The sequence below is a fragment of the Bifidobacterium sp. LH_413 genome (assembly GCF_056357015.1).
The window spans coordinates 821,457-836,006 of record NZ_JBKEVK010000001.1; the positions used below are offsets into that span (position 1 = coordinate 821,457).

Annotated in this window: 16 protein-coding genes; 8 read left to right on the plus strand and 8 right to left on the minus strand. The window is 66.8% G+C overall.

All coding sequences use genetic code 11. The features are described 5' to 3' along the window. Positions 1–102 precede the first annotated feature (102 nt). The 5 genes from AC1AYN_RS03220 to AC1AYN_RS03240 all read left to right on the plus strand — a co-directional run bounded on the left by AC1AYN_RS03220 (position 103) and on the right by AC1AYN_RS03240 (position 5,258). Positions 103–1,065, plus strand: coding sequence for a 3-hydroxyacyl-CoA dehydrogenase family protein (locus tag AC1AYN_RS03220; RefSeq protein ID WP_476532038.1), 963 nt, complete (start codon positions 103–105; stop codon positions 1,063–1,065). Between the two features lie 81 nt (positions 1,066–1,146). Next, positions 1,147–1,932, plus strand: a complete 786-nt coding sequence (locus AC1AYN_RS03225) for a methyltransferase domain-containing protein (RefSeq protein WP_476532040.1) — start codon at positions 1,147–1,149, stop codon at positions 1,930–1,932. A 51-nt stretch (positions 1,933–1,983) separates the two neighbouring features. Next, complete coding sequence (locus AC1AYN_RS03230; RefSeq protein WP_476532042.1) at positions 1,984–2,949, plus strand: L-lactate dehydrogenase; 966 nt, start codon at positions 1,984–1,986, stop codon at positions 2,947–2,949. A gap of 276 nt (positions 2,950–3,225) precedes the next feature. Continuing rightward, complete coding sequence (locus AC1AYN_RS03235) at positions 3,226–4,557, plus strand: MFS transporter (RefSeq protein ID WP_476532044.1); 1,332 nt, start codon at positions 3,226–3,228, stop codon at positions 4,555–4,557. A gap of 23 nt (positions 4,558–4,580) precedes the next feature. Continuing rightward, entirely contained in the window at positions 4,581–5,258 is a 678-nt protein-coding gene (locus AC1AYN_RS03240) for a GNAT family N-acetyltransferase (protein ID WP_476532045.1), read from the plus strand. Between the two features lie 51 nt (positions 5,259–5,309). Here AC1AYN_RS03240 and AC1AYN_RS03245 read toward each other — a convergent pair whose 3' ends face one another. Further along, a complete protein-coding gene (locus AC1AYN_RS03245; protein WP_476501763.1) occupies positions 5,310–5,984 on the minus strand; it encodes a sugar O-acetyltransferase in 675 nt (224 codons plus the stop codon). A gap of 112 nt (positions 5,985–6,096) precedes the next feature. Here AC1AYN_RS03245 and AC1AYN_RS03250 point away from each other — a divergent pair, with 112 nt between their 5' ends. Then, the gene (locus AC1AYN_RS03250) at positions 6,097–6,876 is read left to right on the plus strand and encodes a potassium channel family protein (RefSeq protein WP_476532047.1); all 780 of its coding nucleotides are present in this window, start codon (positions 6,097–6,099) and stop codon (positions 6,874–6,876) included. 131 nt (positions 6,877–7,007) lie between these two features. Here AC1AYN_RS03250 and AC1AYN_RS03255 read toward each other — a convergent pair whose 3' ends face one another. After that, positions 7,008–7,532 (minus strand): NAD(P)H-dependent oxidoreductase, encoded by a 525-nt coding sequence (locus tag AC1AYN_RS03255; RefSeq protein WP_476532049.1) that lies wholly within the window; start codon positions 7,530–7,532, stop codon positions 7,008–7,010. A gap of 211 nt (positions 7,533–7,743) precedes the next feature. On the opposite strand from AC1AYN_RS03255, the gene AC1AYN_RS03260 reads away from it, so the two are divergent. After that, on the plus strand, positions 7,744–9,141 hold the full coding sequence (locus AC1AYN_RS03260) for an MFS transporter (protein ID WP_476532051.1): 1,398 nt from the start codon (positions 7,744–7,746) through the stop codon (positions 9,139–9,141). Here the strand turns inward: AC1AYN_RS03260 and AC1AYN_RS03265 are convergent. The 4 genes from AC1AYN_RS03265 to AC1AYN_RS03280 form a co-directional block, all read right to left on the minus strand. Beyond that, positions 9,109–10,467, minus strand: coding sequence for an ATP-binding protein (locus tag AC1AYN_RS03265; protein WP_476532053.1), 1,359 nt, complete (start codon positions 10,465–10,467; stop codon positions 9,109–9,111). The genes AC1AYN_RS03260 and AC1AYN_RS03265 overlap by 33 nt on opposite strands. Continuing rightward, positions 10,464–11,174: a LytR/AlgR family response regulator transcription factor gene (locus AC1AYN_RS03270; protein ID WP_476532055.1), complete on the minus strand. Its 711-nt coding sequence runs from the start codon at positions 11,172–11,174 to the stop codon at positions 10,464–10,466. The genes AC1AYN_RS03265 and AC1AYN_RS03270 overlap by 4 nt, the downstream gene beginning before the upstream one ends. A gap of 99 nt (positions 11,175–11,273) precedes the next feature. Then, positions 11,274–11,798 (minus strand): NAD(P)H-dependent oxidoreductase, encoded by a 525-nt coding sequence (locus tag AC1AYN_RS03275; RefSeq protein WP_476532057.1) that lies wholly within the window; start codon positions 11,796–11,798, stop codon positions 11,274–11,276. Positions 11,799–11,900: 102 nt separating this feature from the next. Then, the gene (locus AC1AYN_RS03280) at positions 11,901–12,338 is read right to left on the minus strand and encodes a GNAT family N-acetyltransferase (protein ID WP_476532059.1); all 438 of its coding nucleotides are present in this window, start codon (positions 12,336–12,338) and stop codon (positions 11,901–11,903) included. 181 nt (positions 12,339–12,519) lie between these two features. Here AC1AYN_RS03280 and AC1AYN_RS03285 point away from each other — a divergent pair, with 181 nt between their 5' ends. Next, positions 12,520–12,999, plus strand: a complete 480-nt coding sequence (locus AC1AYN_RS03285) for a flavodoxin (RefSeq protein WP_476532061.1) — start codon at positions 12,520–12,522, stop codon at positions 12,997–12,999. Between the two features lie 6 nt (positions 13,000–13,005). Here AC1AYN_RS03285 and AC1AYN_RS03290 read toward each other — a convergent pair whose 3' ends face one another. Both AC1AYN_RS03290 and AC1AYN_RS03295 read right to left on the minus strand, forming a co-directional pair. After that, positions 13,006–14,154, minus strand: coding sequence for a type II toxin-antitoxin system HipA family toxin (locus AC1AYN_RS03290; RefSeq protein WP_476532063.1), 1,149 nt, complete (start codon positions 14,152–14,154; stop codon positions 13,006–13,008). Next, positions 14,151–14,456 (minus strand): helix-turn-helix domain-containing protein, encoded by a 306-nt coding sequence (locus AC1AYN_RS03295; RefSeq protein WP_476532065.1) that lies wholly within the window; start codon positions 14,454–14,456, stop codon positions 14,151–14,153. Before AC1AYN_RS03295 ends, AC1AYN_RS03290 begins: the two co-directional genes overlap by 4 nt. Positions 14,457–14,550: the final 94 nt, after the last annotated feature.

A 14,550-nucleotide genomic window follows, 5' to 3' on the forward strand; every position in this document is an offset into this window, starting at 1 on the left:
GTCCGTCGTGAGGTTCCTTCCGCCCCCGGTGCCGGAAAGGCGATTACAATCACCATTTAGGACGGTGTGCGTCCGCAAGGGACTCATGGAGGAGGTTCGACGATGGGCAGGGGGATCGACGACATCAGGACGGTGGCGAACGTGGGCACGGGCACGATGGGGCATGCCATCGCGCTCCAGTTCGCGCTCGCCGGCTACGACACGAGGCTGGTCGGCCGCAGCGACAAGTCACTTGACAGGGCGACGACGAACATCCGCAGGGACGCGACGGCGTTCGCCGACGCGGGACTGCTGCGCGACGACGAGACCGTCGACGACGTGCTCGCCCGCATCACGCCGGTCGTCGGCTACGAGCGGGGCGTCGCCGACGCGGACTTCGTCATCGAATCCGTGGCGGAGAACCTCGACGTCAAGAAGTCCGTGTGGACCGAGGTGGAGCGCTTCGCGCCCGAGGATGCGATCTTCGCGACCAACACGTCCGGCCTGAGCCCGACGGCCATAGCCTCGGCGCTCGAACATCCGGAGCGTTTCGTCGTCGCCCACTTCTGGAATCCCGCCCAGCTCATGCCGCTCGTCGAGGTCGTGCCGGGGGAGAAGACCACGAAGGACGTGGTCGACGTGACCTTCGACCTCATGACGCGCATCGGCAAGAAGCCGGCCCGGCTCAACAAGGAGTCGCTCGGCTTCATCGGCAACCGTCTCCAGATGGCCGTGCTGCGCGAGGAGTTCCACATCATCCAGGAGGGCATCGCCGACGCCGCCACCGTCGACGACGTGATGAAATACAGTCTCGGCCGCCGCTGGAACCTCGTCGGCCCGGTTGCCAGCATCGACCTGGGCGGGCTCGACGTGTTCTACAACATCAGCACCTACCTGTTCGACGACATGGACAACGGAACGGGGCCGAACCCGCTGCTCGCCGAGAAGGTCAAGGCCGGCGACCTCGGCGCCAAGACCGGCAGGGGATTCTTCTCCTGGCAGGGCGAGGACGGCAGACGCGTCATCGCGCAACGCGACCAGGCGCTGCTGCGCGCGTTGAAGGACGACGCGGCGGAGGGCCGCTGAGAATAGCGCTCGGCTATCATCATGTTCGCGATGCGGACGCATCCGCGGACCGCATGCGTCCGCATCGCTAGCGTGAAACGCATGGTCGTATGGGATTCGGAACAGTATCTGCGGTTCAGGACGGAACGCACGCAGCCGTCACGCGATCTGGCGATGCAACTGCCACCGGACGACGGGACGGTCACACGCCTCATCGACATCGGCTGCGGACCGGGCAACAGCACCGCCGTGCTGCGCGAACGCTACCCGCACGCCTCGATCCTCGGCGTGGACAGTTCGCCCGAGATGATCGCCGCCGCCCGCGAAGCACACCCGGACATCGACTTCGCCCTGTGCGACATGTCGAAACCGGACCAGACCGCCGCCCTGCCGCACGATTTCGACGTGGTCTTCTCCAACGCGTGCATCCAATGGGTGCCCGACCACCCGCGCCTCATCCCCGCCATGCTCGGCCTGCTGCGCGAAGGCGGCATGCTCGCCGTGCAGACGCCGATGAACTACGAGGAACCCATCCACCGCATCATCGGCGAACTGGTGCATTCGCCGGCGTACGCGGACCGGCTCCCGCAGGCCCGCGAGTTCTTCAACCTCACGCCGCCCGAATACTGGGAGCTGCTGCACGCGCACGCCGCGCGCTTCCGCATGTGGACCACCACCTACATGCACACCCTGCCCTCGCACGAGGCCATCATGGACTGGTACCGCGGCACCGGACTGCGCCCCTACCTGCAGGCGCTCGCCGACGACACGGCGCGCGAGGCCTTCGAGAACGAGGTGCTCGCCCGCGTGCGCAAGGCCTATCCGACCCGATCCGATGGGAGCATCATCTTCCCGTTCCCCCGGTTCTTCTTCACCGCCGTCAGGTAAGCCGGGAACGCCGTCGACACAACATTTCGAGAGGAAAGGAGAACCGGCATCATGGTCACTTCGAACAGGAGCCGCGTGGTCGTCGTCGGCACGGGCAGCGTCGGCGCCGCGGTGGCGAGCGCCATCGTCCAACAGGGGTTGTGCAACGAGCTCGTGCTCGTCAACCATCATCCCGAAAAGGCGGAGGGACTGGCCATGGACCTGGCCGACGGATCCGAGTTCCTCGGCAGGTTCGTGACGATCCGCGCCGGCGGCTGGGAGGACTGCCGTCGCGCCGACGTGGTCGTCGTCACCGCCGGGCCGAAGCCGAAACCGGGGGAGACGCGCATGCAGGAGCTCGGCGCCGCCATCGACATCGTCGACCCGATCCTGCGCCACATCAGGGATTCCGGATTCGACGGCATCCTCATCATGGTGTCGAACCCGGTCGACGTGCTCAGCTGGTTCGCGTGGAGACGCACCGGACTGCCGCGCGCGCAGGTGTTCGGCTCCGGGGCGGCGCTCGACACGTCGCGCATGAAGACGATCATCGGCGAGACCACGCGGCTCGACCCGCGTCTCGTCTCCGGCTACGTGGTCGGCGAACACGGCGACAGCCAGTTCGTGCCATGGTCCACGGTCTCGTTCATCGGCAAATCGTTCGCACAATACCTGGAGGACAACCGTTCGCGCTATCCGGGCGTCACGCTCGCCGGCATCGAGGAGGAGACGCGCCGCCGCGGCCTCGACATCAAGGGGCTGCGCGGTGGCACCAGCTACGGCATCGCCGCCACGGTCGCGGGGCTCGTGCGCATGATCCTGTGGAACGAGCGCGGCGTCGTATCCGTGTCCACGCTCATCGACGGCGAATACGAGTACGGCGAACACGACGTGTTCCTCTCCCTGCCCGTCGCGCTCGACGGCGACGGCGTGGGTGACTTCGTCGACCTGCACCTGAGCGACGACGAGCTCGCGAAGTTCCATAGGTCCGCCGCCGTGGTGCGCGACCACTGCCGTCTCATCGCCGACCGGCTGTAGGCGACTTAGGCGGATGCGGGCGACTGTAGCGTAGACCGGCGTTGTCGGCGAATCCGGCTAACGTCTGGAACCATGTGTTCCCTGTGTTGCGCCTCGTCGCCGGACAACAACGCCCCGGTGTACGCGCCCGGCTTCATCTGACATACGGTCCCGGCATGCCGTCACCGCACCGTCCACGACGGACGGTCGGCGCGGCATGCCGGTTCGACCGTATGCATGCCATGCACGGTACGGAACGGACGACCGTGCGGAACGATGAAGCGAAGGAACACCCGTATGACTGATACCCATGAACCGACCATGCCCTTCGAGCCGCAGCCCGATCCGCGCGAGCTCGGCTGGACGCGTCGCGTCGCCCTGCTGCTCACCGGACAGGCATTCTCCCTGCTCGGCTCCAACATCGTGCAGTACGCCCTCTGGTGGTGGATCGTACTGCAGGAGAGAAGCGGCTGGTCCATGCTGCTCGCCACCCTGTTCGGCGTCATGCCGCAATCCCTCGTGTCGATCTTCGGCGGGTCCATGGCCGACCGCTACCGGCGCAAGCCGCTCATCATGCTGCCCGACCTCATCATCGCCGGCGTCACCGTCATGCTGTCGTTCGCCTTCGCGCACGGCTGGGCGAACCTGGCCATCCTGTTCGTCGTCCTGTTCATCCGCTCGGCCGGCGGCGGCGTGCAGACGCCCGCCATCCAATCGTTCATCCCCGACATCACGCCGGCCGGCGGACTGCTGCGCGTCAACTCGATCTACGGCATGATCAACTCGGCCAACATGCTCGTCGCGCCCGCCGTCGCCGCCGTGCTCATCAACGTGATGCCCCTGTGGTCGATCCTGCTCATCGACGTGACGACCGCGGTCATCGGCGTCGGCTTCGTCGCGCTCATCCGCGTGCCGGAACGACGCGGGGAAGCCGCCGCGGCACCGGCACCGGTCGCGGGCGTCGCGGCGGGCAACGCGCTCGTCTCCGGCCTTCGCCGTGCGTTCGCCGACCTCAAGGCCGGCCTCGCCTACACGATGCGGCAGCCCCGTCTCAAAGGCGTGGTGCTCGGCGATGCACTCACCTGTTTCGTGGCGGTCGCGCCGATGAACCTGACGCTCCTGCTCATGACCCGCGAATACGATGGGCTGGACTTGGACCTCGGGTTCGTGAACCTCACGACCGCCTCCGACAAGCTCGCCGCCAACGAGCTGAGCTGGAGCGCCGGCATGCTGCTCGGCGGCCTCATCATGTCCACCATCGGCGTGAAGGTCATCCGCGACAACATGCGCGTGGCCGCGCACGCGATCGCCGCGGTCGGCATCACGATCGTCGGCCTCGGGCTCGCCCCCGGGCTGTTTGCCTACCTCGTCATCAACATCCTGTGCGGCATCGCCTGGGGCATGTGCGCCGCGCCGATGCGCACCGTCATGCAATCCGAATCCGATCCGTCGATGGTCGGCCGTGTCTTCGGCCTCGACACGACGCTCGCCACGCTCGGCATGCCGCTCGGCATGCTGGTTTTCGCTCCGCTCGCTGACCTGATCCCAATCGCGTGGGTGTTCATTGCCAGCGGCCTGCTCGCCCTGCCCGTCGCCTGGTACGTGCTCCGACAGACGCGCGTCCGGTGAATGGGAGAATGGAACGTATGCATATGGACGATTCCGGAGATTCCGCGGCATCCGCAGCCTCGGCGGCCTCGGCGGCCGGCGTGATATTGCGGCCGCTGCGACACGACGACTGTCCGGCGCTCGTCGCGATGATGCGCCGCATGTGGTACGCCGACCCCGCGATGGACGGGCGCTGTGCGCGACGCCTCGCGACCATCGACCTGCACCACTGCCTGTCATGCTCGACCATCGCGACCGTCGCCGTGCGAGGCGACAGGGTCGTGGGCGTGATCCTGGCGCGCGTCGACGCGAAGATGCCGCGTCCGCGGTCCACGCCGTTCGACCGTCACGTCCGACGCGTGATCCGTGAATCGCTGCCGTTACCGTTCACGGCGGACGGCCGACGCGGCATCCGCGACGCACTCGACCTGATCGCCGTCGACCGACGGCTGATGCGCGGGCTCAGGACGCGCTACGACGCGGAGGTGGTGCTGTTCCTCGTCGACGAGCGGACGCGCGGCAGGGGAGTGGGACGCCTGTTGTTCGACCATGCGGTCGGACGATTCCACGCCGACGGCGCACGCCGGTATTTCCTGTTCACCGACACCACGTGCGATGTGGGCTTCTACGACCATCGCGGACTGACCCGCATCCGCGAGGAATGCCGGGAACATACGGACGGCGCTTCCGGCGCGTACTATCTCTACGAAGGCGAGGTATGAGGGACACGAGTGGCGGGAAGCCGTCGCCTCCATACCCGTCGCCCGCGTCGGTCACTCGTTCCGTGCGGCGTCGCGTGCGGCGATGCGCTCGCAGAACCCGGTCCTGTCGGCCTCGGTGATCGGGCGGATGACGCGCGCCGGATTGCCGACGGCGACCACGCCGGCCGGGATGTCCTTCGTGACGACCGAGCCGGCGCCGATCACCGAACCACGTCCGATGGTCACGCCGCCGAGCACGGTCACGTGGCCGCCCAGCCATACTCCGTCCTCGATGCGAATCGGCTTCGCCCGGCAGGCCCCCGCCTTGCGCTCCTCGAAATCGAGCGCATGGTTGGTGGCGAACAGGCCCACCATCGGCGCGATCCACACGTAGTCGCCGATCACGATCGGCGCGTTGTCGAGCATCACGCAGTCGAAGTTGACGTAGGCGTGCGAGCCGATCGTGATGTTGCGGCCCATCTCGCAGCGGAAGTTCGGTTCGATGAACACGTCCTCGCCGACCGAGGCGAACAATCGCTCCATGAGTTCGCGGCGGCGTTCCACATCCTCGTAGTCGGTGCGGTTGTAGGCGACGAACAGCCGCTTCGCCTCCGCGCGCTTGCGTTCGATCTCCGGATGGGAGTCCTCGTAGACCTCGCCGGAGACCATGCGGTCCCATTCGACGCGACCCTCCGGCGTAAGATCCGCGGTGACGTCGTAGTCGTTGCCCTGTGCGTCCCTGGTCATATCCCTGAAGCTCCTTCGCTCGGTTTTATGTACGTTCGTACATTATATGGCGTCGATGCGCACCCGGCCGGCTCCGGCATGTGACCGGCGCTCCGACCGGTAGAATCGTCGCATGGATCTCAAGGCATGGAAGCATTGGACGGACTGGCCGCTGATGGTACTGTCCGTCATGTTCCTCGTCGCCTACTCGTGGGAGATTCTCGCCGGCACGCACATCCTCCTGTGCGAGACCGTCATCAACGCGATCTGGATCATGTTCGTCGTCGACTACGCCGTCTCGCTGTGGCTCGCCGAAGACCGGTGGCGATGGTTCACGCGCAACCTGTTCGCCCTCGCGACCATCGCGCTACCCATGCTGCGCCCGTTGCGGCTGCTGCGCCTGCTCACCGTGCTGCACGTGCTCAACCGCACCTCCGGCATGGCGGTGCGCGGCCGCATCGCCGTCTACGCGTTCGGCGCCGTCGGCATGCTCATGTACGTGGGCGCGCTCGCCGTCTACTCGGTGGAGCGCGGGGCTCCCGGCGCGACGATCGACAGGTTCGGCACGGCCCTGTGGTGGGCGTTCGTCACCGTCACCACCGTCGGCTACGGCGACGTGTCGCCGGTCACGTTCCAAGGCAAGCTCATCGCGGTCGCGCTGATGTTCGCCGGCATCGCGCTGATCGGCATCGTCACCGCCACGCTCGCCTCATGGATCGTCGACCAGGTCAACTTCGAGGCGCACCGGCGCGAAACGGAAAGCCGGAAAGTCGGGAATGCGGATGTGACGGCGACGGCGGCGGACTCCGCAGTGGATTCCGCCGAGGAGCTGCGCGCGCTGCACGAACAGGTGCGCGAACTCGCCGCGGCCGTCGTCGCCCTGCGCGAGGAGCTCGCGTCACGCGACCGGTAGATGCGTCATGGCCAAACGGCGACACGGTCCGTCGTGGACTGGGGATTGGGGACGACGGCCTCTCGACGCGAAACGGCTCTCATGGGCGGACCATGAGAGCCGTTTCGCGTCGAGAGCCGATGGGATGGGCGTTATTTGGCCAGGAACGCCTTGTAGTCCGCGACGGCCTTGGCCAGCGCCTCGTCGGTGATGCCGAAGGAGGCGAAGGTGACGAACGGCTTGACCCACGTGGCGTTGATGTGGTTGGCCGTGCCCTCGAACGGGACGAGCACCTGCTCGATGGTGAACTTGTTGTCGCCCTCCGGCTGGTACTTCGACTCCGGGGAGCCGGTGGAGACGGCGACGGCGAACTCCTTGCCTTCGAATGCGTGGCCTTCGGAGCCGTACGCCCAGCCGTGCTCGAGCACCTCGTCCTCCCACTCCTTGAGCAGGGCGGGGGAGGAGAACCAGAACAGCGGGAACTGGAACACGACGCGGTCGGCGGCCTCGACCGCGGCCTGCTCGGCCTTCACGTCGATCCTGCCGTCCGGGTAGAGCGCGTATTCGTCGCGCACGGTCACATTGTCCAGTCCGCCGGCGGCCTCGGCGAGCGCCTTGTTGACGTGGGACTGTCCGTTCAGGGACGGGTGGAACACGAGGACCAAGGTCTTCTTCATATGTTGTCTCCTTGTTGGCATGGCTCGCTTCGCGATATCTCGAAACGAGAGGTCTATGTCTTTTCTACCATGTTCGCCCGCGACACGCCGTGACGGGGGTCGAATACGTTCCGGGCGAACGGGCCGATGCCGCCGACAAGGTCGACGAAGCCAGGGGCTGATCAATCGCAGCTGCGGTATGTCCGCACCCGGTGGGCATGATATGCCGCGTATGTCTCAATATCTTTCGGAAGAAACAATCGAAGAAGAAACAATCGCAACGACAACCGAAGATACAACCGACCGGTCCGAACGCGGGTGGATACGCCGCGCCGCGCTGCTGCTCACCGGCCAGGCGTTCTCCCTGCTCGGCTCCAGCGTCGTCCAGTTCGCCATCTGGTGGTGGATCGTCCTGCAGACGCGCACCGGTTCGGCCATGCTGCTGGCCACGCTGTTCGGCGTCCTGCCGCAGGCGCTCGTCTCCATATTCGGCGGGCCGATGGCCGACCGCTACAACCGCAAGGCGCTGATCATCCTGCCCGACCTCGTCATCGCCGCCGTCACCGTGGTGCTGTCCATCGCGTTCGCGACCGGCTGGGCGAGCCTGTCGCTGATCTTCGTGGTGCTGCTCGTCCGTTCCGCCGGGGGCGGCATCCAGGAGCCCGCCGTGCAGTCGTTCATCCCGGACATCGTCCCGGAGAAGGGGCTGCTGCGCGTCAACTCGATCTTCGGCGTCATCGACTCGGCGAACCGCATCGCGGCGCCGGCGATCGCCGCCGTGCTCGTCAACGTGGCGCCGCTGTGGTCGATCCTGCTGGTCGACGTGACGACCGCGGTCATCGGCGTCGGCTTCGTCGCCCTGATCCGCATGCCGGCGAAGCGCCGTCCGGCGGAGTCCGGCGGCGACGCGACCGCTACGGCGGCGACGGGGGAGACGGCGGACCCGCTGCCGCTCATCGTGCTGCGCCGCACGTTCGCCGACCTCAAGGCCGGTCTCGCCTATACGATGCGCCACCCGTACCTGAAGGGCGCGGTGCTGGGCGATGCGCTCACCTGCTTCATGTCGGTCGCGCCGATGAACCTGACGCTGCTGCTCATGACCCGCGAATACGATGGACGGGATCTGAACCTCGGGTTCGTGAACCTCACGACCGCCTCCGACAAGCTCGCCGCCAACGAACTGGGCCTGAGCGTCGGCCTGCTGCTCGGCGGCGCGCTCATGTCCGCGATCGGGCCCAGACTGCTGGGCGGCTCGCTCGCCCGGATGCGTGCGATCGCATTCGGCATCGCCATGGTCGGCATCACCGTCGTCGGACTCGGCCTCGCGCCGAACCTGCTCGTCTATCTGGTCGTCGACGTGCTGAACGGCGTCGCCTCCGCGGTCTGCGTCGGCCCGATGCGCACGATCATGCAATCCGAATCCGACGAGTCGATGACCGGCCGTGTCTTCGGCCTCGACACGATGCTCTCCACGCTCGGCATGCCGCTCGGCATGCTCGTGTTCGCGCCGCTCGCCGACCTGATCCCGATCGTGTGGGTGTTCGTTGCCGGCGGACTGCTCACCCTGCCCGTCGCCTGGTATGTGCTCGGGCTGTCGTCAGTCCGCGTCGTCCGGCCGCGCGTCGCGTGACCGTTCCGCCGGCGGCGCGGGAAGCAGGATGTTCAGGTCGAAGACGCCGTCGTCGGCGTCGATGACCATGTCGCCTCCCAGCCGTTCGACGGTCATGCGCATGCTGGCGATCCCGTAGCCGTGCGCCGAAGCGCCGTCGGAGTCGTCGGAGCCCGCGGGCGTGCCGTCCTCGTCGAAACGGATGTCCCGGCAGTAGTTGGAGACGTGGATGTTGACCAGGTCGGCGCGGCGCACGACGGTCAGCCGGACCACCTTGCGTTCGGGGTCGTCCAGCCGTCCCGCCGCCTCGACCGCGTTGTCGAGCGCATTGCCGAACAGCGAGTAGACGTCCCGGTCGTCCATCCACGCCACGCCGTCCGCGCCGGCCATATACGTGAACCGGATGCCTTGGCGCGCCGCCTCGCGGCCCGTCTGCGCGAGCACGACGTCCAGCGCCGGGATCCCGGTGCCCGCGATGCGGTCGCGGTCTTCGACGGCGTCGGCGATCTCGTCGATGACCGCATCGTATGCCGTCGCGCCCGGGACGCGCAGACGGGCCAACTGTCGTGTGAGATCGTCGCGGCGGACGTCCGCCGTCTCGAGCACATCCCTGAGCCGCGCATAATGGTCGGCGCGCATGTCGTCCATCCGCCGTACGAACGCCGGCTCGTCATCGGGCGTCCGATCGCGCACGACCTCGCCGAACAAAGCCAGGACGATCATGCCGGCGAGCGCGGAGACGGCGGAACCCATGAACCATGCGGCCGAACCCGGGCCGGCGGCATACGCGCAGGAGCCCAGTCCGACGGCGGCCAACGGCACGGCCGCGGCCAGGAACGCCGTCGACGCGGCGGACGACAGGCCGATCCTCGACATGTCCAGCGGGCGGACGAACCATCGCCAGGCCGCGGCGTACGCCGCGACGAACACCAGCACGCGCATGGCCTCCCCGGCACCCCATGAGGCGAGCCACGGGGCGGACCACCGTCCGGCGAGCAGCATCCGAACCGGATGCAGCATGCCCGCCAACGCCGCGACGCCCTGCCGCAGCACGTACCCGCACAGGGCCGTCCCCGCGACCGTACGCCATCCGCAGCGCACCACGGCGCCGAGCGCCATGCAGGACGCCGCGAACATCAGATAATCGCCGACGATCAGACGCGCGAACACGGCCGGCACGGCCGCCGAACATCCCGCCACCGCCAGGCCGAACGCCAGCATCGCCGCCACGGCGCATAACGCGCGGCGCGGCGCATGCTCGCGGCGCGGCAGGCGCCACGCGAACAACGCCTGCGCGGCCAACAATTCGACCGTGACGAGTCCGGGGAACTCCATCCATCCGTTCACAGCGCACCACCCATCGACTCGGCCACGGCCCTCAGAATCTCCCGTCTCTTCGGCATGCTCACCTCGATGCGATGCCCGTCCACATGGATCTCGTTCCCGTCGACGCCGGTGACGTTGTCCACGTTGATCAGATGCCGGCGGCCGCAACGGATGAAACCGCCTTCCGCCAGCAGCTCCTCCGCCTGGGCGAGCGTGCCCCTGACCGTGACGTCGCCGTCGGCGGTGTGATACGTGAGAAGACGGTCCTCCCGCGCCTCCACCAGTGAGATGCGTCCGATCGGCACGAGCCTCAGCACACCCTCCGACATCAGGCACACGGTTTTGGCGCGCCGCCCGCCGATGCGCCGCATCACCCTGCGCATCACCAGCGCGAAGTCGGGGTAATCCACCGGTTCGGCCACGAAATCCAACACGTCGGCCGCATGTCCCGTAACCGTCAGCTGCGTCGAATCCGAGACGAGCACGATGACCGTCGACGGATCGTCCTCCCGGATGGCGTGCGCGGCATCGCCCCCGTCCGCTTCGGCCCCGCCGATACCGAGGAAGACCGCATCCCACGTCGGATGGTCGTGGCGCAGCAGCCCGGAGACGTCCGCGAAGCCGGCGACGGCGACGTCCAGGCCATGTTCTCCGGCGAACCGCGAGATGCAGGCGCCGAGCCGTCCGCGCGCCTCGGCGTCGTCGTCGACCACGGCGATCGCAGCCATCCCGTCTCCTCCCTCTATCGGTGCCGTTCCCCCATCATCGTACCAGCGGGAACGGGGACGGCGGCGGATCGTGGTCGGGGCGAGGGGATATCAGGGTGGTCAGTCGGCGAGGAACGCCTGGTACCTTCGGCCCGCCTCGGCCAACGCCTCGTCGGACAGCTCCATGGAGTCGAAGACGACGAACGGGTCTCGCCACACGGCGTGCGTGTAGCGGGCCATCATCCGGTAGGGGGAGAGCACCTCGCGCATCGTGGCGCCGTCGTCCTCCTCCACGTATTCGGATTCCGGGCCGCCCGCCGTGGTGGCGACCGCGACTTCCTTACCCTGCAACGCCTCGCCGCCCGGGCCGTACGCCCATCCGAACGCGAGCACCTTGTCCTCCCACTCCTTGAGCAGGGCGGGCGCCGAATACCAGTACATCGGGAATTCCAGCACGATGCGGTCATGCTCCTCGATGAGCCGCTGCTCGGCGGCCACGTCGATCACGCCGTCCGGATACAGCGCATACACGTCGCGCACGGTCACGGCGTCGCCGGGCAGTTCGCGCGCAGCCCCGGCCAACGCCTTGTTCGCGCGCGACGTGCCCTCGAGATCGGGATGAAACACCAGTACCAACGTCCTCATCGGAGCCTCCTTGCAGTATGCGGTAGGGGGGGGGTATGCATCGACACCTCGCATGATACCCGAGAAAAGGCGCGGCCGATCCATGGTCGCCATGGCCGGCCGTCACGCCCGCCACATCATGCCGATGTGGGGGATGCCGTCCTCGAGGAACTCGTCCGACACCTGCGTGAACCCGAGGGCCTCGTACAATCCGCGCGCATACGTCTGCGCCTCGATATGCACCGCGTCCGCGTGCATGCGCTCCCGCGCCACCCTGAGACCTTCGCGCACGATCCGCGTACCCAACCCCTGCCTGCGCCGCGTCGCCAGCACGCGCCCGATCGACGCCTCGGGGAACGTGACACCCGGGTCGATCACACGACAATACGCGGCGATGCCATCGTCATCATGCAGGAACACATGCCAGCAGCGCCGGTCCGCCTCATCTACCTCCTGGTAGGCGCACCGCTGCTCCACCACGAACACCGCCACGCGCACCCGGTAGATCTCATACAACTCCGCCGTACTCAGTTCCTCGAACCGTTTCACCGTCAACCGCATGCACGCCATCGTAAAGGCCGGCCAGGAACGCGAACCCATGCCCTCGACGCATGACGGGATATCGAACGACACTATTGGCCATCGCGGTGTGGCCGCGGTGTAATACGGAGTAGAGCCACGGACCTTTCATATTCGAGGCTCGTGGAGCGTGGACATAGTCCTCAGAGGGAAGGGAACCATCATGAACAAACGCATGCTCGTCGCCTATTTCTCCGCCACCGGCACCACGCGGGGAGTGGCCGAACGACTCGCGCACGCCATCGGGGCGGATCTGAAGGAGATTCGACCGGCACAGCCGTACACGGCCGCCGACATCGACTGGCGTGACGCCGCCAGCCGTTCCAGCGTGGAGCACGCGCACCGCGACATGCGGCCCGCGCTCGCCGGACCGATTGACGTGAAGCCCTATGACGTGGTGTTCGTCGGTTACCCGCTGTGGTGGGAGACCGCGCCGCGCGTGGTGCGCACGTTCCTCGAAAGCGAGGATTGGGCCGGAAGGACCATCGTGACGTTCGCCACGTCCGGTTCCAGCACGCGCGGCGCCGACGGCGTGCAATTGCATGATTCCGCGCCCGCCGCCCGTTGGGTGCCGGGACGCCGCGTCGCCGCCTCCGAGAGCGAGGCCAAGCTCACCAAGTGGGTCGACGGGCTGGACCTGTGAATCTGATCAGTCGCGCACGGTGAATCCGGCACCGGCGATGCGCTTCCGCATGTCCTTGGCGATGGACAGGCAGCGGGTGCGCGGTATGCCGGCCTTGACGCCGATGCCGGCCAGGTCGGCGAGCGTGATGCCCCGCCCCTTGCCGTTGACCGCCGTGGTGTGCTCGCCGTTGATGCCGGGGTTCTCGGTCAGATCGTAGGCGGGGGAGAGCCGCCAGACGGCGTGATCCCGGTCGTACAGGTAGGAGAAGTTCTTCGCGTGGTCGTCACGGTTGCCGATGAACACGTTGAAGCACATGAGCCGGTACATGCGCTCGCATTCCTCGGCGCTGTCGGTCATGCGCATGGTCAGCCGCATGAGCAGTCCGTAATCCAGATTGGCGATGCGATGCGAGGTCTCCAACAGTCCGCCGGCCGATACCATGTGCACCTTGCGGGTGTTGCCGTCGGCCGGCCGGACACGGTCGAACCGCTTGGTTCCGAAATATCCGGAGCAGCGTTTCGACGGGAACAATCGGGTCTCCGGCATGGTGATGCCACATTCGCGAGCGAGATTCGAAATGCGGTATTCGGTCTCCCCGATGTCGGGTGGATCCACGGATGAGGGGAACTTGATGATCCAATCCTCGTCGTCGATCGTGGTGAGGATCTTCGGGCGGGCGCCGCCGGAAGACCCTCCGAGGGCGAACAGCCGGTCGAGGTCGTCCGAGAAATCGGTGTTCAGCAGATGCAGGCACTCCTGTGCGAGCGCGTCAAGATCGAGTGGATCGGCACGCTCGTCGTCAATCGTCGTCACGGGCTCGTATTCCAACGCGCCCATGCCGCTCGCGCCCACGATCGACAGGCGCGGCAACAGGCCGATCGTATACGGGTCGATGCCGTGTTGGCGCAGCATCCGGTCGGTGAGCAGACGGCCCCAGCCGTCGGGCATGCTGTCGTCGAAGACTCCGAACATGCCGTCCAACGGGTCCCGTCTGGCGACGAACACACCTTCCCGCAGTGGCAGGCTCAACGGGCTGATGGAGAATCCGTGCGTCAGCCACGTCCGATCGTAGGCGAATGCCAGGGTACGGTTCGGGGACATGGTGAGCGTACCGACCGATTCCCCGACATATGTGACTCGAATCCGGTCAAGATCCGGCAATGGGTTGGTCATGCGCGGCCTCCGTTCCGTCGTGCGGCTGCGGTGACATCGTCGATGGTCGCATAGTACGGCTGTGCGAACAACGCGTCGAAATCCCGTTCGCAACGCAGTGCGAAGGCGATGTTCACCAGCGAGCCGAAGGAGATCTCATGCGATTGCTCGAACCGCCTGATCGACCCCAAGCTCACGCCGGACTTCTCCGCCAATGCGGCCTGCGTCATGCCGTGCTCCTTGCGCCGTTTGACCATACGATCGGCGACACCGGCCATCACGTCGCCCGGCATGGGCTCATCCAGCAAATCAAACATACTCATATATTAGCAATATTCGTTAAACAATGCCATATTTACTACTATATGAGTAGTACTTGCATATGTGTCTGTGCCGGTCAACCGGGTCGCAGGCCGC